General features: G+C 70.7%; 16 protein-coding genes. 6 read left to right on the forward strand and 10 right to left on the reverse strand.

Translation table 11 applies throughout. From position 1 onward, the window contains the following. Positions 1–3 precede the first annotated feature (3 nt). Positions 4–792 (reverse strand): citryl-CoA lyase, encoded by a 789-nt coding sequence (locus KBX50_RS01200; RefSeq protein WP_210933831.1) that lies wholly within the window; start codon positions 790–792, stop codon positions 4–6. Next, complete coding sequence (locus KBX50_RS01205) at positions 789–1,979, reverse strand: CaiB/BaiF CoA-transferase family protein (protein WP_210933832.1); 1,191 nt, start codon at positions 1,977–1,979, stop codon at positions 789–791. The genes KBX50_RS01200 and KBX50_RS01205 overlap by 4 nt, the downstream gene beginning before the upstream one ends. Before the next feature lie 192 nt (positions 1,980–2,171). On the opposite strand from KBX50_RS01205, the gene KBX50_RS01210 reads away from it, so the two are divergent. After that, entirely contained in the window at positions 2,172–3,629 is a 1,458-nt protein-coding gene (locus KBX50_RS01210) for an amidohydrolase family protein (RefSeq protein WP_210933834.1), read from the forward strand. Between the two features lie 31 nt (positions 3,630–3,660). Next, on the forward strand, positions 3,661–4,476 hold the full coding sequence (locus tag KBX50_RS01215) for an IclR family transcriptional regulator C-terminal domain-containing protein (RefSeq protein WP_210933837.1): 816 nt from the start codon (positions 3,661–3,663) through the stop codon (positions 4,474–4,476). 77 nt (positions 4,477–4,553) lie between these two features. On the opposite strand, the gene KBX50_RS01220 is transcribed toward KBX50_RS01215, so the two are convergent. The 3 genes from KBX50_RS01220 to KBX50_RS01230 all read right to left on the reverse strand — a co-directional run bounded on the left by KBX50_RS01220 (position 4,554) and on the right by KBX50_RS01230 (position 8,785). Next, positions 4,554–5,558, reverse strand: a complete 1,005-nt coding sequence (locus KBX50_RS01220; protein WP_210933839.1) for a MerR family transcriptional regulator — start codon at positions 5,556–5,558, stop codon at positions 4,554–4,556. Between the two features lie 6 nt (positions 5,559–5,564). Beyond that, the gene (locus KBX50_RS01225; protein WP_374224556.1) at positions 5,565–6,233 is read right to left on the reverse strand and encodes a HEAT repeat domain-containing protein; all 669 of its coding nucleotides are present in this window, start codon (positions 6,231–6,233) and stop codon (positions 5,565–5,567) included. A gap of 104 nt (positions 6,234–6,337) precedes the next feature. Then, on the reverse strand, positions 6,338–8,785 hold the full coding sequence (locus tag KBX50_RS01230; RefSeq protein WP_210933841.1) for a M14 family metallopeptidase: 2,448 nt from the start codon (positions 8,783–8,785) through the stop codon (positions 6,338–6,340). Positions 8,786–9,113: 328 nt separating this feature from the next. Here KBX50_RS01230 and KBX50_RS01235 point away from each other — a divergent pair, with 328 nt between their 5' ends. From KBX50_RS01235 to KBX50_RS01245, 3 genes are all read left to right on the forward strand, one after another. Then, the gene (locus KBX50_RS01235) at positions 9,114–9,440 is read left to right on the forward strand and encodes a hypothetical protein (protein ID WP_210933844.1); all 327 of its coding nucleotides are present in this window, start codon (positions 9,114–9,116) and stop codon (positions 9,438–9,440) included. Between the two features lie 41 nt (positions 9,441–9,481). Beyond that, positions 9,482–9,961 (forward strand): hypothetical protein, encoded by a 480-nt coding sequence (locus KBX50_RS01240; RefSeq protein WP_210933845.1) that lies wholly within the window; start codon positions 9,482–9,484, stop codon positions 9,959–9,961. Positions 9,962–10,038: 77 nt separating this feature from the next. Beyond that, positions 10,039–11,307 carry an MFS transporter gene (locus KBX50_RS01245; protein WP_210933846.1) on the forward strand — a complete coding sequence of 423 codons (1,269 nt, stop codon included), beginning with the start codon at positions 10,039–10,041 and terminating at the stop codon, positions 11,305–11,307. Here KBX50_RS01245 and KBX50_RS01250 read toward each other — a convergent pair. Further along, on the reverse strand, positions 11,258–11,767 hold the full coding sequence (locus tag KBX50_RS01250) for a hypothetical protein (RefSeq protein ID WP_307870796.1): 510 nt from the start codon (positions 11,765–11,767) through the stop codon (positions 11,258–11,260). The genes KBX50_RS01245 and KBX50_RS01250 overlap by 50 nt on opposite strands. A 531-nt stretch (positions 11,768–12,298) precedes the next feature. Between KBX50_RS01250 and KBX50_RS01255 the strand changes: the two genes are divergently transcribed. Further along, the gene (locus KBX50_RS01255) at positions 12,299–13,117 is read left to right on the forward strand and encodes an arginase family protein (protein ID WP_210933848.1); all 819 of its coding nucleotides are present in this window, start codon (positions 12,299–12,301) and stop codon (positions 13,115–13,117) included. Here the strand turns inward: KBX50_RS01255 and KBX50_RS01260 are convergent. From KBX50_RS01260 to KBX50_RS01275, 4 genes are all read right to left on the reverse strand, one after another. Further along, complete coding sequence (locus KBX50_RS01260) at positions 13,107–13,850, reverse strand: SDR family NAD(P)-dependent oxidoreductase (protein WP_210933849.1); 744 nt, start codon at positions 13,848–13,850, stop codon at positions 13,107–13,109. The two genes, KBX50_RS01255 and KBX50_RS01260, sit on opposite strands and share 11 nt — an antisense overlap. Before the next feature lie 100 nt (positions 13,851–13,950). Continuing rightward, positions 13,951–14,502: a GNAT family N-acetyltransferase gene (locus KBX50_RS01265; protein ID WP_210933852.1), complete on the reverse strand. Its 552-nt coding sequence runs from the start codon at positions 14,500–14,502 to the stop codon at positions 13,951–13,953. Between the two features lie 70 nt (positions 14,503–14,572). Beyond that, positions 14,573–15,538, reverse strand: coding sequence for a diacylglycerol kinase family protein (locus KBX50_RS01270; RefSeq protein WP_210933853.1), 966 nt, complete (start codon positions 15,536–15,538; stop codon positions 14,573–14,575). Between the two features lie 144 nt (positions 15,539–15,682). Further along, positions 15,683–15,898 carry a GntR family transcriptional regulator gene (locus KBX50_RS01275; protein ID WP_307870797.1) on the reverse strand — a complete coding sequence of 72 codons (216 nt, stop codon included), beginning with the start codon at positions 15,896–15,898 and terminating at the stop codon, positions 15,683–15,685. Between the last annotated feature and the right edge of the window lie 179 nt (positions 15,899–16,077).

Below are 16,077 nucleotides of genomic sequence, written 5' to 3' on the forward strand. Positions count from 1 at the left end.
CTCTCAGGACGGGTCGGGGGTGGTGTAGGTGGCGTTGCGGTCGACGGTCAGGTAGACGTCCATGCCGATCGGGGTGTGGCGTTCCTCGGCGAGGTGCCCGAGCAGGCCGGCGGCCCGGGCCAGCAACGCGAAGCCGCGCAGCAGGTCGACCGGCAGACCCAGGTCGGCCAGGGCCGCTCCGCAGACCCCGGCGCCGTTGAGCGGCAGGGTCCGGCCGAGCACCTCCGGGTGGATCCGGCCGATCGCCTCGAACAGCCGCAGGTGCGGCCCGCGCAACTGCTCCTCCTCGGCGATCCGGATGAGCACCGGCGTACGCGGATCCTCGGTCTTGTGCACGGGGTGGCCCAGTCCCGGCACCAGCCGCCGGGCGGCCCGGGCGGCGGTGACGGCGTCACGGGCCAGATCGTCGAAGCCGGCGTCGTCGGCGGGCACCGGACCGTCGACGGCGGCGAGCGTGTCGGCGAGGAACCGACCGCAGTCCTCGGTGACGCCGAGGAAGCGGGATCCACCGCCGAGCAGTCCGGCGGCGAGGGCCCCTTGGAGTGACTCGGGGGCGCTGAGGTAGGTCAGCCGGGCGGCGATGGCCGTGGGAGTGAACCCGTGGTCGGCGAGCGCGACCAGCACCGCCTCGAAGACGCGTACCTCCGACGGGGTGGGGCGGCGCTGCGCGACCAGCCAGAAGGCGAGTTCACCGAAGCCGACGTGGCCCATCAGGTCGGCGGCGAGATCCTGGCCGAGCAGCCGGATGCTGCTCGCGTCGGAGGTGCCGATGGACGTCGGGAAGCTGGTCACGGTTGGTCCTGCCTCTCGGTGAGCCACCTGCGGATCTCGGTGCCGTGCTCGTCGAGACCGGGCGGTGGCAGGTCGTAGCGGGCCGGGGTGGCGGAGAAGGTGATCGGGTGCCGGACGCTGGGCACCGCCCGGTCGCCCGCGCCGACCTCGACGACCGGGTCGAGGTCGAGTTCGTCGGCGAGCGCCACCCCGCCGTCGATGGTGTTGATCGGGGCGCACGGCACGCCCGCGGCGATCAGCTCTCGGAACCACTCGTCCTTGCCCCGGGTACGCAGCCGTTCCAGCAGCAGTGGCCGCAGTTCCTCGCGGTTGGCGGTGCGGTCCTGGTTGCGCCCGAAGCGCGGGTCGTCGACCAGTTCCGGTACGCCGAGCACCTCGCAGAGCTTGGCGAACTGGCCGTCGTTGCCGGCGATGACGACCAGTTCACCGTCGGCGGTGGGCAGCGGCTCGTACGGGAACAGGCTCGGATGGGCGTTGCCCATCCGGTAGGGCACGGTGCCACCGGCCACGAAGGCACTGGAGTGGTTGACCAGCCCGGACAGCGCTGAGGAGAGCAGGTTGACCTCGACGTGCTGACCGTTGCCGTGTACACCCCGGTGGTGCAGGGCGGCGAGGATGCCGATGGTGGCGTGCATGCCGGTCATCACGTCGAACACGGAGATGCCGGCCCGGTACGGCGAGCCGCCCGGGTCGCCGGTGAGGCTCATCAGGCCGGAGATCGCCTGCACCATCAGGTCGTAGCCGGGGAGGGCAGCCCCGGGGCCGGTGCCGAACCCGCTGATGGAGGCGTAGACGACCCGGGGGTTGGCGGCGGCGACCGTGTCGTAGTCGAGGCCGAAGCGACGCAGCCCGCCCGGCTTGAAGTTCTCGATCAGCACGTCGGCGCGGCCGGCGAGGGCGCGGGCCACGGCCAGGTCGTCGGGGTCGCGCAGGTCCAGGGCGATGGAGCGCTTGTTGCGGTTGATCCCCAGGTAGTAGGTGGAGACGCCGTCGCGTACCGGCGGCATCCAGGTGCGGGTGTCGTCGCCGCCGGGGCTCTCCACCTTCACCACCTCGGCGCCCATGTCCGCCAACAGCATGGTCGCGTACGGCCCGGCCAGGATGCGGGAGAAGTCGGCGACCAGCAGGCCCCGCAGCGGACCACCGCCCGGCGTCGGATCCGGTTCGCGTCCGTGCTCGGTTGCCATCGACATCCCACTCCCGACCGCCAGGCGGACATGTGTCCGTGAATGCCGAGTATCGAAGCGTCAATGCACCCTGTCAACCGTTGACACCTGCCGGAAACGGTGCCCACACTTGCGCCCATCACAGGTGCGACCGCAGTACGGACAGCTGTCCGTTAGGTGGGCCGCACCGACCACCGCTGGGAGTTGACCGCCATGAGCGCACCCGTATCAGGCCCGAGTCCCGACCGTCCCCTGCTGTTCCGCAACGGCCTCGTCCTGACCATGGACGACACGCACCGCGTCCTGCCCGGCACCGACGTCCTGGTCGTCGGCGAACGGATCGCCGACATCGGCGTCGGGCTGGCCGCACCCGACGGCGCCATCGAGATCGACGCGTCCGGTGGCATCCTCATGCCCGGAATGATCGACACCCATCGGCACATGTGGCAGACCGCGATGCGCGGCTACGGTGCCGACTGGACGCTGACCCAGTACTTCGTCTGGTACTACCTGGAATCCGGCAAGCTGTTCCGCCCCCAGGACATCTACGCCGGCAACCTGCTCGCCGCCATCGAGGCGATCGACGCCGGTGTCACCACCACCGTCGACTGGTCGCACGGCCTGCAGAGCACCGACCACGCCGACGCCGCCGTCGACGCCCTGCGCGAGGTGCCCGGCCGCTTCGTGCTGGCGTACGGCAACATCCAGCAGGGACCGTGGGAATGGGCGACCAGCCCACAGTTCCGCGACTTCGTCGAGCGTCGCTTCCACAGCCGGGACGACCTGCTCGGCCTGCAACTGGCCTTCGACGTCACCGGCGACCCCGCCTTCCCGGAACGGGCCGCGTTCGAGGTGGCCCGGGAACTGGACCTGCCGGTCACCACGCACGCCGGAGTGTGGGGTGCGACGAACGACGACGGCATCCGGCTGATGCACGAGAACGGCTTCATGACCCCGTCCACGGTGTACGTGCACGCCGCCACGCTCACCAACGACTCGTACCATCGCATCGCCGCGACCGGCGGCTCGGTGTCGGTGTCGACGGAGAGCGAGCAGAGCGCGGGTCAGGGTTACCCGCCCACCTGGGCGCTGTGCCACCACGACATCCCGGTGTCGTTGTCGATGGACACCAGCGTCTGGTGGAGCGGTGACCTGTTCTCCGCGATGCGGACCACGCTCGGCGCCGACCGTTCCCGCGAGCACCTGGAGGCCCACGCCCGAGCCGACACCGTCACCCACTGCCGGTTGCGCGCCGAGCAGGTCGTCGACTGGGCCACCCGGGGCGGCAGCCGCGCCCTCGGCCTGGACGACGTGGTGGGCAGCGTGGCGACGGGCAAGAAGGCCGACCTCGTACTGATCAAGAACGACCGCTCGCCGGTGATGTTCCCGATCCTCAACCCGTACGGCCACGTCGCGTTCCAGGCGCAGCGTGGCGACGTGCACAGCGTCGTGGTCAACGGTCGGCTGGTCAAGCACGACCACCAGCTGCTCGGGGTGGACCTGGCCGCGGCCCGTCGGCACGTCGAGCAGACCATCGACCACCTGATCGGCGAGATGGGCGCCGAGGCCTGGGCCAAGGGCATGAACCCCGACATCCCGGAGACGAAGATCCAGGAGAACCCGTACACCTACACCGAGTGGGACGCCGGCTCGGCGCAGTGGAAGCATTGAGCGGCACGTGACCCTCGGAAGGCAGGCAGTGATGGCACGCGACGCCCGACCCGACTTCATCGAAGCCCTCGCTCGTGGCCTCGACGTCCTGCGCTGCTTCCAGCCCGGTCAACCGGTGATGACGCTCAGCGAGATCGCCGGTGCGACCGGGCTGGCCCGGCCGACCGTCCGCCGGATCCTGCTCACCCTCGAAGACCTCGGCTACGTACGCGCCGCCGAACGCGGCTTCGCCCTCACCCCCCGGGTGCTCGAACTCGGCATGACGTACATCAACGCGCTGGGTGTCTGGGAGGTAGCTCGGCCACACATGCAACGCCTCGTCGCCCAGACCAACGAGTCGACGTCGATGGCCCAGCTCGACGGCAGCGACATCGTCTACGTGACACGGGTCGCCGTACCGAAGATCATCACCCTGGCGGTGACCATCGGCACCCGCTTCCCCGCCACCGCCACCTCGATGGGCAAGGTGCTGCTCGCCGCCCTGACCGACGACGAACTCGACAGACTGCTCACGATGCCCGGCCGTTCCGGCATCACCCCCCGCTGGCAGCCCGACCGGGCCGCTCTCGACGCGTCGCTGCGCGAGGTGCGGGCCCGGGGCTGGGCCCTCGCCGACGAGGATCTCGCCCCGGGCATCCGGTCGGTCGCCACCGGCGTCCGCGACGGCCAGGGCCGGGTGGTGGCCGCCATAAACGTCACAGTCCACGCGGCCGAAACCTCGCTCCGCACCCTCACCGAGGAGCACCTGCCGCGCCTGCTCTGCACCGCCGCCGACATCAGCCAGGACTGGGCCCTGCTCGACGCCGTGCCCAACGCGCTCCAGGACGCGGCTCTTCAGCCGCGCTGATGCTCCGCGAGCCGCTCGACGGGTCAGTGGTGTCGACGCTGTCGAGCTGACTGCACAGACCGATCGGCCGGGCCCCGCTATCGCCCGTCGCGCAGCGTGAGGATGTACGTCGCGGTGAGCGCGACCGCACGGTCCTCGTCGTGGGACAGTTCGCCGAGCGCGGTCGCGGCCGTGCGGCCCGGGATGTCGGCGAGCGCCTGCGTCAGCCGGCGACGTTCGGGTGGCCCGACGCTCGTATCGGTGAGGCGGTCGACGAGTCGGGTGGCGATCCGCTCCGCCACCTCGGGCTCACCGGCCAGCGCGGTCAGCGCGTCGGCCGCGTCGGCCTCGTTCGTCTCCTCGACGACCATCTCGATGAGCGTCGGGATCGCCTCGGCCACGCCACGTGTCCCGAGCGCGATCGCGGCGTACCGGCGGACGACGAGGTCGGGGTGGGCGAGGGTGTCCCGCAGCAGCGCTGTCGCGTCACCGTCCGGGATCTCGGCGAGGGACTGGACGGCGCGTTTGCGTACCTCGGCCACGGGTGCGTCGAGGCCCGCCGCCAGCAGCGCCGGCGCTCCGTCGGCCGACTGTGCCAACGCCCAGCGGAGGGCGCCCGCGACGTTCGGATCCGACTCGCTCAACACCGCCTCGACAAGTGCCTCCACCGGCACCGCCGCCTCACCGGCCGAGGAGAGGGCGGCGCGCTGGCGCCGCCCGGCGTGCTCCGATCCGAGGGCCTGGAGCAGGGCGACGATCTGGAGGACGTCCGCCCAGTCGGCGGGTTGCGCGGCCCCGATCCGACGCAGGCGGGTGAGCAGTTCCGTCTCCGCCGCGATCCGCTGGCGGGTCTGCCGGATGAGGTCATCCACGAGCTGTGCCGGGGTGAAGCCGGGATCGTCGAGCGCCCGCCGGACCTCCCGCAGCGACAGCCCCAACGACCGCAGGCTCTCGATGTGGAAGATCCGGCGGATGTCGTCGCTGGAGTACTCCCGGTAGCCGGCTCCGCTGCGGCCCGTCGGCTCCACCAGGCCGAGCGACTCGTAATGCCGGAGCATGCGGGCACTGACGCCGGAGCGTCGCGCCACCTCACCGATCAGCACCGCCGGTCACCGCTTCCGGTCGTTCTCGCCGAGGGCCACCACGCGCTTCGCCTCCTCGATCGCGAATGCGAAGCCGGCGTCCGGGTCGTCGAGCAGACGTTGCGTGGCGATCGCGTGCTGACGTACCCCTGGGTCGGCATCGCGTGCCGCGGCCCGCAGGATCGGAGTGATCACCTCACCGAGCGCGATCAGCGCCCGGCTGAGGCTCAACTGCGTCTCCCGTCCGCCGCGCCCGAGCTGGGTCGCCAGCACCTCGGCCAGGGCTGGCTCGTCGCCGTCGGGTACCAGCACCACCGCCGCCCGCCACGCGCTGCGGGCCACCTCGTCGTCGTTGTCGGTCAGCAACGCCCGGGTGATCGCCGGCCACGCCCGCCGGTCCCCGATCTTGGACAGCGTGTGCAGCGCCTGGCTGCGGGCCTGGGCGGTTTCCGAGCGAAGTTCCGCGACGAGGCGGGGCACGGTCAGTTCGGCCAGGTGCCGGGTGAGGGCCCAGGTAAGCATCTCGCGTACGGAGAACTCGGGCTCGACCGCGCAGCGCTCCACCAGCTTGGCGATCAACTGGCGGTCGGGAGTCGTGCCGGCCGCGAGTGCGGCCCGCAGCCGCACCGACGGGTCGCCGTGCTCCAGCCCGCGCAGCATCCGCGCCGTCTCCGTGGCCGCCTGTGACGTGTTCATCCGAATCACCTCCTCGACACAGTGAAGACCTTGTCACTCTGTCAAGGTCAAGCCGTGGGTGCCGGCAGATCTCCGGGGCACCCACGGCTTGCCGAGGCGTCCGGTCAGCGCTTCGGCGCCTTGACCTTCTGCTTGTTGTGGTTGTTGCCCCGACCGTCGGGCTTGTAGTTGCGCTCCACGTTGCCGGCCGCGTCCACCGAGAACCAGTGCACGGTCGTACCGACGGGGATGGTGAGCGTCTCGCCGCCCTCCCGGATGCCGGCCGAGCCGTAGAGCGTGGAGGCGTAGGTGGGCCGGCTCCGGTCCAGGGTGTAGAACACCGCCGCCGGTTCGCTTGTGGAGAAGGTCACGTCCACCATCCCCGGGGTGGCGCTCGCCCGCACCGACAGCGAGCTTCGCGGCCGTTTCCGGTCCGTGTCGAAGTCCCGGGCCACCCGCAGCATCTCGGTCAGGCCGTTGGCGAACTCCATCGTCTCGGCGTGCGCCTCCTGCCAGGCCGGCTGGAACGAGGTGCCGACCTCGAAGTTCCAGGCATAGATGCCGTACTTGTACCAGAGCATGTCACCGGAGTTGCCGGCCGCCGAGTACAGCACGTCGGCGATCGGACCGGTCCGGGCCGGGGTGACCGCCAGGTTGCGGTGCCGCTTGATGGCGGTCAGGATCCGCGACGACGCGCCCCAGAACAGCCCTTCCTCGGCCAGCGTCGGTCGCGGCGCCGAGATCCGGCCGGGGACGGCGTACGAGCCGGGCGACCACATGAAGTAGTTGCCCGACGAGTGCAGGTTCATCGAGAACGTGATGTTCGGCCGGGCGGCCAGCCAGTCGAGGTTGCGGTTCTCCGGCTCCGACAGCTCGCCCGGCCCGGCGTACGTGCCGCTGGTGCAACTGGTCGACGCGCCCGCGTACCCGTCGAACAGGCTGTACTCGGTGTAGTTGCGGTTGTTGTCCACGCCCCACGAGTTGCGGCCGAGGAAGTCCGCCGGCGCCTCCGGGGCGCAGTGGTTGGTCATGTTCTTGCGCTGGGAGTTGAAGTCGTAGAACGAGTAGTGCCCGCCGTCCGGGTTGATCGACGGAGCGATCCAGATGTCGAGGTTGTCCACCAGGTCGCGGGTCTTGCGGTCGTGCGCGTAGTTGCGCAGCAGCCGCTCGGCGGTCTCGATGGTGACCAGCGGCGGCACCCACTCCCGGGCGTGTTCCTGGGCGTACGCGAGCACCCCGAGCCGGGAGCCGTCGCGGTGCTTGCCGATGCGGATGGCGTACACCGGATGTGGGTCGCGGGAGACCGACGCCGGCGCGGCGAGGCCGTCGGAGAGCGCGGTCCGCGCGGCCGGCGCGACCACGCCGGCACCCGGGTTGCCCCGATAGGTGTACGCGGTCAGCAGCGTCCCCGCCTGCGCGTTGAGCGCGGCTACGACCTGCTCGGCGGTGCTGGTGATGGTGCCGCTGCCGTCGGTGGCGAGGTCGACGCGGACTCCGGTGCCGGTGACGGTCACCGCCAGGGGCGCGTCGGCGACGCCGGGATCGGCGAACTCGACGGAGATGTCGTTGCCGCCCTGGTGACCCCAGGCCAGCGAGTCGACCGCGACCCGGCTGGCGTCGACGGTGCCGAGCACGGCCTGCGCCTTGCGCCGGTAGCCGTTGGTCCGGTACGGCAGCTCGACGATCTCCGAGATCTTCGGGTACTGCGCGGACAGGGCCTTGATCCGGTCGTACAGCTCGGTGGGGGTCAGGTAGCTGGCCACGAAGTCCTTCATGTAGCCCGGCCCCTCGGGGTCCTTCGGCGGAATGGGCAGCCACTCGTTGACCTTGGCCACCGCCACGTCACCGCTCGGACTGGTGATCCGCACGTACGCCGGACGGCTGGTCACCTGCGCCGCGCCCCGGTGGTAGAGGTAGACACCGGCGTCGACGAACCGGGAGATGGTCTGCGTGCCGCCGGAGCCGATCTCGGTGCCCGGCCCGCTGTCCCGCTCGACGGTCAACGGGCTGGCGTCGGTCTGGCCCTGCGCCCACTTCGCCTCGACCGAGAGCACCTGCGTGTCGCCGGAGGTGTAGTAGTCCGCCCGGATGATTTTGACGTCGGAGACCGTGGACCGGGCCGAGAAGTCGGCCGCTGCCGCGTACTCCCGGTTCTCGGCCAGGTGGGCGGCGATGGTGGCCTCCCGCTCGGCCACCCGCTGCGCCGCGTCCGCCGGGGTGTGCAGCACCTTGCCGAACGTGTAGCCGGCCCGGGTCAGCGTGGCGACCTCGTTGCCGGTCACCACGGCGTGCACGACGATGCCGTCACCGGTGTGGGTGATGTGATGGTCGAGGTCGACGCCGGTGGCCACCAGAGCGTCCAGTTCGGCGTTGTCGGCCAGGATCACCTCGACCACGCTGGCCCGCTCGTCGGCGAGCCGGCCGAGGTCGGCGGGCGCGGTCACCGGCGCGGCGGCCTGCGGCACGATCGCCGCAGCGGGATTGACCAACAGCAGCACGGCCGCAAAGGCGGCCAGTGCGGTGGCGGCGGGCAGCTGGGGTCGCCAGCGCAAGCCCGTACGGACCTTGGACATGAGGCGGTCGCCCCTCTTCTCGGCGCGCGGCACGGAGGCAGCGGGTTCAGCGCGGATCAGCCGGGCCGCCCAGCCTGCGGGACAGCCACGGCGACGCGCTCGGCGGTCGACGCTGCCCGCATCGCCGATTACGCAGCGTCGCGCATCCGGGTCGTAGGAGTGATCGAGATGCCGACATCCTTCGCCCGCAGATAGGGATCTGTCAATCATCGGCGGCCCCGCCTCCGGTGACCGCGCCCACCCCGCACGACCGTCCCGGAAATCGTGTTTGACCTGCGTGCAGACTGGAGATCAAGAGCGTGAGGCTCGACAACGAGGGGGATCACGCGTGTCCGAGAACGCCATCGACCGGCACCACCACACAACCGACCGCCCCGCCGGGGTCACCGACCCGTTGTTGTGGCGGCTCGCCTTGGACGTCGCCGACGCGCACGCGCCGGGCGAGGACGGTGGCTGCACCCACCTGCTGTGCGCCGGCCAGAACTGGCCGTGCGAACCGTGGCAGCAGGCGCAGCGGGCGCTGAACCTCGCCCAGGGCGGTACGGCCGACGAGACGACAACTCCTGCCGCCACCCGGGACGACACCTGGGCGGACTCGACCACCCGACCGACCTGGTCGACGGACCACTCCCGCCGCCAGTCCGCCGCCGCTTGAGCGAGCCGGGCCGGGCCGCGATGTCAATGTAGCGTTGACGGATGCTCGACCCGCTCGACCAACTCGCCGACATCCCGTCCGCCCGGGACCGGCTCGACGACACCGAACTCGATCTCATCGACCGGGCCCGGCAGACCGGCGCCACCTGGAACCAGGTCGCCGAAGCACTCGGGCTGGGCAGTCGCCAGGCCGCCGAACAGCGCCGCCAGCGGCTGGCCGTCGCGCGTACGGCCCGCCGGACGGAATCCGACAGGGGCTGGCCGGCCGAGGTCGCAGCGCTGCGCGGCCTCCTCACCGACCTGCGGCGCTGGATCGACGCCGACCGTCGCTGGGACAGCCGCTTTCGCCGGGCCGCGCTGACCCGCCGCACCACCGTGCTCGCTCTGGAGGCCGAGCCGGGCGCCCTGTACGACCTGGCCGCCCGGATCCGCGCCGACCTGCCGGTCGCCGATCCCGGTCTGCCCGCCCCGGTACGCGCCATCGTCCGCCACCTCGCCGAGGCGCTGTCAACACAACGTTGACGTTACGCCCCACTATTGCCTCGACGCGACTCAAGACAGGACGCTGTGAGCCACTCTGACTCAATTCCGGAGGGCTCGTGCGGCGCAACGCGATCCTGTTCGTGGCGGTCTCCCTGCTGTCCGGCCTCGGCGGCAGCGCGATGGCCCTGGTCACCGGCATCTGGATCCTCGACCTCACCGGCTCCCCCGGCCTGGCCGCGCTCGCCGGCCTCTGCGGGTACGCCCCCACCCTCGGCGGCCCGTGGCTCGGCGCTGTCGTCGACCGGCTGCCCCGGCGCCCGCTCGTCATCGCGGCCAACCTGACCCTAGCCGCCACCCTGCCGAGCCTGCTGGCGGTCCGTGGCCCCGGCCAGGTGTGGCTGCTGTTCTGCGTGGCCACGGTCTACGGCATCGCGTACGTCCTGATCGACGCGGGTGAGAGCGCTCTGCTGCCGGCGGCCCTGTCGCCGGTCCAGCTTGGACGGGTCAACGGGTGGCGCTCCAGCGCCCAGGAAGGCGTCAAGCTGGTGGCGCCGTTGGCCGGTGCCGGCCTGTACACCTGGCAGGGCGGCCATCTGGTCGCCCTGCTCGCCGCCGGCCTGCCGGCTCTCGCCGCAGCCGGCTTCGCGGCGCTGCGCCTGACCCGCACGCCGCCGCCGGTCGCGCCACCGGACCGGGGAGTCCGAGTCGGTCTGGCCGTCCTGTTCGGCTCCCCGCCCATCCGGCGACCGGTGGTACTGGCCGGGATCGCCATCGGCATGTCCGGCTTCACCACCGCCGCCGGCTACGCCGTCGTCACCGACACGCTCGGCCTACCGGCGACGTTCCTGGGTCTGCTGCTCAGCGCCCAGGGCGCTGGCTCGGTAGCCGGTGGACTGGTCGTTGGCCGGCTGATCTCCCGGCTCGGTCCCACGGCCGTGGCCCTGGCCGGCGCCGGACTCTTCGCGCTCAGTTGCCTGGTCCGGTGCCTGCCCTGGTGGCCGGGAGTGGTCACCGCGTCGGTGCTGGCCGGCCTCGGACTGCCGTGGGCGCTCGTCGCGGCCGTCACCGCTGTCCAGACACACAGCCCCGACGCGCTGCTCGGCCGGGTCGTCGCCACCGCCAACACGGTCATGTTCGGACCGATCGCGGCGATGACTCCGCTCGGCTCCGCCGCCGTGCTGCTCGGCCCACGACCACCGCTCGTCCTCGCGGCCGCCGTCTGCCTCAGCGCCTGCACGCTGACCTGGCGAGATCGGCGCGACCGGACACCGTCGTACCCCTCCCCCGCGTCGGCCGGTCGTCCCGGGCTGACGTCGCGAGCTGCGCCGGACCGCGTCAATGCGAGAAGGGCTCCAGGCACCCGAACTCAACAGCCGAGCCGGTGACCCTGACCATGACCCGGTCGGGCCGCACGGACCCGATCACACAGCCCACGTCCGCGAAGCGCACCGCGTACACGGCGCCCGGCGGGGGTGTCGTCTCCTGCCCGATCGGCGTTCGCATGGTGGTGACCTCGATCGCGTCTGCCTCAATGCCCAGGTCGAGCAGCACTCGCTGGGTGGACTCCGGGGCGAAGTCCCCAGCCTCGCGTAGCGCCTCGAGCTTGGGCCGGATCCGCGCGGCGAGCTTCTGCCCGGCGCGCTGATCCGCGGTGGAGAGCTCGTGCCGTCGCTTCCAGCCGTTGTTGTCGGCATGGTTGTTGGGTACGCCTGCCCGCGGAGCGGCCGGCCTCGCCACCACTGTGGGCGACGCCGACGTGCTCGTAGATGTCGCCTGCACGTCGTCGCCCCCGGTGCCGGGGGCCGCGCAGCCGAGCAACAGCACCGCCAGCGAGGCAGCAGCCACCAACGAGATGGTCCCTGCCCGCATCATCGACCCCCGTCGTCTCGCATCCGAGGATCGGATTGTACGAGGTTGCCGCTCTGACGCAGGGGGAACGGGGCCGGTCGACCGTTCGCTACCCGACCGTTGCGGTCAGGCCCTCGCCGCCGCGGCCGTCCGCGATGAGCGCTTCGACTCGCGCCGCCACCTCTGCTGATCCGCCATCGCCGAGACGTCGGTCGGCCCGCAGCGCGATGAGATGACGGACGACTGTCAAATGTTCAGTGAGGTCTGCGGGACTCGACCACGTCGACACCAGCCGCGCGTGCCGTTTCCAGGGCTCGTAGCAGGCCGAGTTGGGCGTCGTACCAGAACGCCGAACAGGGGCGAGGTCCCAGACCGCAGCTGCTTCCGGCGCTTCACCGACAAAGCGTGGCGTGCTCAGCAGACCGAGGACCGTCCGATGCTGCTCGAAGGCGTACGGAGATCCGCTGTACATGCCGAGGAGCTTCGATGTCGGTGTCGGTACTGGCTCGCATCTGGCTAGGGTGAGACGTGACGACAATCGTGGTGCCCTACCACCAAGATGAGCTACTGCTGGACGATGAGATCCCGGTGTCGGCGGATGTCACCGTTCGGTCGCAGGTACTCGACGGAGATGCCTGGCAGCGCATGGCGGGGGTGTGTTCCGCTACTGCGGCGGCGGTGTCGCCGGTGGTTGCGGCCGGCGGCATACCGGTGGTGCTCTCCGGCGACTGCATGGTTGCCGGCGGCACCGTCGCCGGGGTGCAACAAGCGGGAGTCGACCCGGCGGTTGTCTGGTTTGACGCCCATGGTGACGTGCACACCTTGCAGACGAGCACATCAGGCTATCTGGGAGGTCTTTCGCTGCGGCTGCTGAACGGTGCGCATCCCGACAGGTACGCCGACGTGATCGGGTTGCGGCCAGTGCCGGCGGAGCGCACCGTGTTGGTCGACGCGCGGGATCTGGATCCTGCCGAGGTCGAGTATCTGGCCGTCAGCGCGACCCGCCGGATCCCGGTCTCCGAGGTTTCCGCGGACACCGTGCCGTCCGGGCCGCTGGTCCTGCACATCGACGTGGATGTCATCGACTCGGGCGAGGTGCCCGGTCTCCGTTTCCCGGTACCGAACGGCCCGTCGACGGATGCCGTGCTGGCCGCCTGCGCGCGGCTGTTCGCGACTGACCGCGTGGTGGCGTTCGACGTGGCATGCCCGTGGTCGCGGACCGACGACGAGGGCCAGCGGAACATCCGTACGCAGCTGCTGTCCCGGCTGGCAGCTCTCGCCACCCTGGCTGAGCCGCAGCCCAGCCAGGGTGGACAGGAGGGCGGAGAGCCGGGGATCAGATGGTGAAGCCGCCGTCGACGTTGATCGTCGCCCCGGTGATGTAGCGCCCGTCCGGGCCGGCAAGGAACGCCACCGCGGCAGCCACGTCGGCGGGATCCGCGTAGTGACCGAGGGCGGTGAACCCGTTGATCGTCTCGGCGTTGGGGCCGTCGGCCGGGTTCAGTTCGGTGTCCGTGGCCCCTGGGTTCACCAGGTTGACGGTGATCGCCCGGCCGCCGAGCTCGCGTCCGAGTGCCTTGGTCAGTCCGATCAGGGCGGTCTTGCTCATCGCGTACAGCGAGAAGCCCGGAAAGACTGCCCGCTCGGCCACGTTGCTGCCGATGTTGATGATCCGTCCACCGGCCGACATGTGGCGCACCGCCGCCTGGGTGGCGACGAACGGCGCCCGGACGTTCACCGCTACCGTCTGTTCGAACTCATCGAGGCTCAGCTCCTCCAACGGATTGAGCAGGAACGCGCCGGCGTTGTTGACCAGGATGTCGAACCGACCCCATTCGCCGGCCACCTGGTCGACCGCGTCGACCACGGCCGCCGGGTCGGCGCTGTCCGCCCGCACGGCGACCGCCCGCCGTCCTGCGGTCTTGATTTGATCCACCACGCCCTCGGCGCGTTGCTGACTCCGCTGGAACGTCAGCGCCACATCGGCGCCCTCCTCGGCAAGACGCAGCGCCACCGCGGCGCCGATCCCACGACTACCTCCGGTGACCAGAGCCACCTTGCCGTCAAGTGCGTTGTTCATGACCCAAAGCCTGGTCGACCAAGGATCAACTGTCCGGCGGTGATCGGACGCCGCATCTCCGTGCGGCACCAACGGCCCACCCGTCCGCTGGTCATCAGGCTCATCGCCGAGGTGCGTGCGATCGTTGTGCTGCGGCGGGCGGGAGCGCCTTGACCAGGAAACGGCAGGGATCCGCGACCTCGTGACGCGTTCCACGGTCATCCAGGTAGTGGTACCGGTCGAGGTAGCGGTAGCCGGTGTCCTCGTACCCGAGTCGGAGGTACAGCGCGAATGCCCGCGCGTTGTCCTCGCCGACGCCCAGGCCAATCCGGTGATGGCCGCGCCGTGCTGCGAGCTCCTCGGCCGCGCGGATGATCGTCGTTCCGACGCCCTGAGACCGCCGGTCGGGAACAACTGTCAAGCCGTTGATCTCCGGGCAGCCTGGGAACTGGGCACGGACATCCGACTCTTTGGGTCCCTGCCACCTGACCTCGCCGCAGCCAGCCGGAGCATCATCCAGGTAAGCGATCAGGAAGGTGCTGATGCCCTCGCTCTGCCGGCGGTAGCGGGCCTCGTGGTAGCGGTTCCGGCCGGTCGGGACGGCCCTCTCCAGTACGGGGACGTCCTGCGCCCGGCATTCTCTGACGAATTTCCGCGGAGATCCCTCAGGCACAGTGGTTCACAGTAACGACGAGATGAGCGCCCTCGGACCAACTGCCCGGGCGGAACGGGCCTCGACCGCGTCACGCCCCTCGCGGCGACTCGGCCGCCTCCTCGGCGTCCCGGTCGGGGCAGCATACGGTCAGGGCGGCGGGCACGGCGCGTACCTTCAGCTTCCGGGCTTTGCTGCGGGCACCGCCGTCCAGCTCGTACGTCTTGGGGTCGGCGAAGCGGACCTTGACCTTTCGTCCCCGGGTGATCCGCACGAACTTGGAGTCGTCGGAACGGCCGGTGGCCATCTTGCCGAGGGTCCGGGCCCAGTCGACGGCACCGCTGGCGGTGGAGACACCGATCTCCAGCGAGCCGCTGTCGGGGCGGGCGTCGTCGAAGGCGGGGATGCCGCCGGTGATGGTGCCGACGTTGCCGAACAGCACGCAACTGGCCTCACCCTCGAACCACAGGGCACCGTCGACGGTTATCCGGGTCCGGGTCAGCTCGCCACGCACGTGACGCAGCCCGGTCCACACGTACGCGAGCCGACCGAGACGCCCCTTCATCTCCCGGTCGGCCTCGCGAATGAGGTCGCCGTCGAAGCCGGCACCGGCCATCACCGCGAAGTGCTCGCCGTTGAGCTTGCCCAGGTCGAGCCGGCGCCGCTGCCCGTGCAGGCCGATCCGGACCGCCTCGCGCAGATCCTCGGGAATGCCCAGGTTGGTGGCGAACAGGTTGGCGGTGCCGGCCGGCAGAATCGCCATCGGTACGCGGGATCCGGCGAGGGTGTCGGCGCAGCGTTGGACCATGCCGTCGCCGCCCCAGACGAAGACCAGTTCGGCACCCTTGTCGAGCGCCTTGCGGACCTTCTTCGGCGCCTTACGACTCTTGGGCACCTCGTACCAGAGCAGATGCTCGACGCCCGCGCCGACGAGGGCGGCGCGCAGCTCGTCCAGGCCGCCACCGAGGTTCTTCTTCCGGTGGGCCACGACCGCGACGGTGCCGACCGCCACGGCGGGCGCAGGCCGGTCCGGATCCACAAGCACACTCGCACTCATGCCGGCCAGTGGTACCCGACGGCCCGCAATTTCACGCCTGGTTGGATGCGGTCGGGCGTAGAGCCGCCAGCCCGAAATGCAGCCCGCGGACCCCTGACCCACCAGCTCATTGCCAGCTTGTCTAGCGGCGTGCCTGGAGTCAGATCACTCGGCCACGAACACGCCAACGCCTGGCAAGGTCTCCGTCATGCCCTTGATCCGCAGGACCTGCATGGCACGATCGATCACCGGCTCCGTGACGCTGTAGTGCTCGATCAGCTCTCGGCGACTGGGTAGCTTCGAGCCGGGTGGGAACTCGCCCGACGCGATGCGTTCGGCGAGGTCGTCAGCGATCTGTTCGTAGCGGTAACGCGGCGGCACGGTCGTCCCCTCGGTTGGCAACACGAGTAGACCACCTACGTCAGCCCTTGACTACCCAACGGTACCTGTGGGAGGTTGCACCGGAGGCCGTTCCCTCGGTTGGCGCTGTCGGGCCGTCCTCGCCAGCGTGGATGTCCGGGCCGCACAAGCCGCGATCGGACATCCACGCCTCTGCGCCG

The sequence above is a fragment of the Micromonospora sp. C51 genome (assembly GCF_018070435.1).
GTDB classification, from domain to species: domain Bacteria; phylum Actinomycetota; class Actinomycetes; order Mycobacteriales; family Micromonosporaceae; genus Micromonospora; species Micromonospora sediminimaris.

What these genes read in the sequence shown, in the direction of transcription:
- KBX50_RS01260 (WP_210933849.1), bottom strand. Translation starts at nt 13,850, where the DNA reads ATGAACAACGCACTTGACGGCAAGGTGGCTCTGGTCACCGGAGGTAGT.
- KBX50_RS01210 (WP_210933834.1), top strand. Translation starts at nt 2,172, where the DNA reads ATGAGCGCACCCGTATCAGGCCCGAGTCCCGACCGTCCCCTGCTGTTC.
- KBX50_RS01270 (WP_210933853.1), bottom strand. Translation starts at nt 15,538, where the DNA reads ATGAGTGCGAGTGTGCTTGTGGATCCGGACCGGCCTGCGCCCGCCGTG.
- KBX50_RS01240 (WP_210933845.1), top strand. Translation starts at nt 9,482, where the DNA reads ATGCTCGACCCGCTCGACCAACTCGCCGACATCCCGTCCGCCCGGGAC.
- KBX50_RS01225 (WP_374224556.1), bottom strand. Translation starts at nt 6,233, where the DNA reads ATGAACACGTCACAGGCGGCCACGGAGACGGCGCGGATGCTGCGCGGG.
- KBX50_RS01205 (WP_210933832.1), bottom strand. Translation starts at nt 1,979, where the DNA reads ATGGCAACCGAGCACGGACGCGAACCGGATCCGACGCCGGGCGGTGGT.
- KBX50_RS01215 (WP_210933837.1), top strand. Translation starts at nt 3,661, where the DNA reads ATGGCACGCGACGCCCGACCCGACTTCATCGAAGCCCTCGCTCGTGGC.
- KBX50_RS01230 (WP_210933841.1), bottom strand. Translation starts at nt 8,785, where the DNA reads ATGTCCAAGGTCCGTACGGGCTTGCGCTGGCGACCCCAGCTGCCCGCC.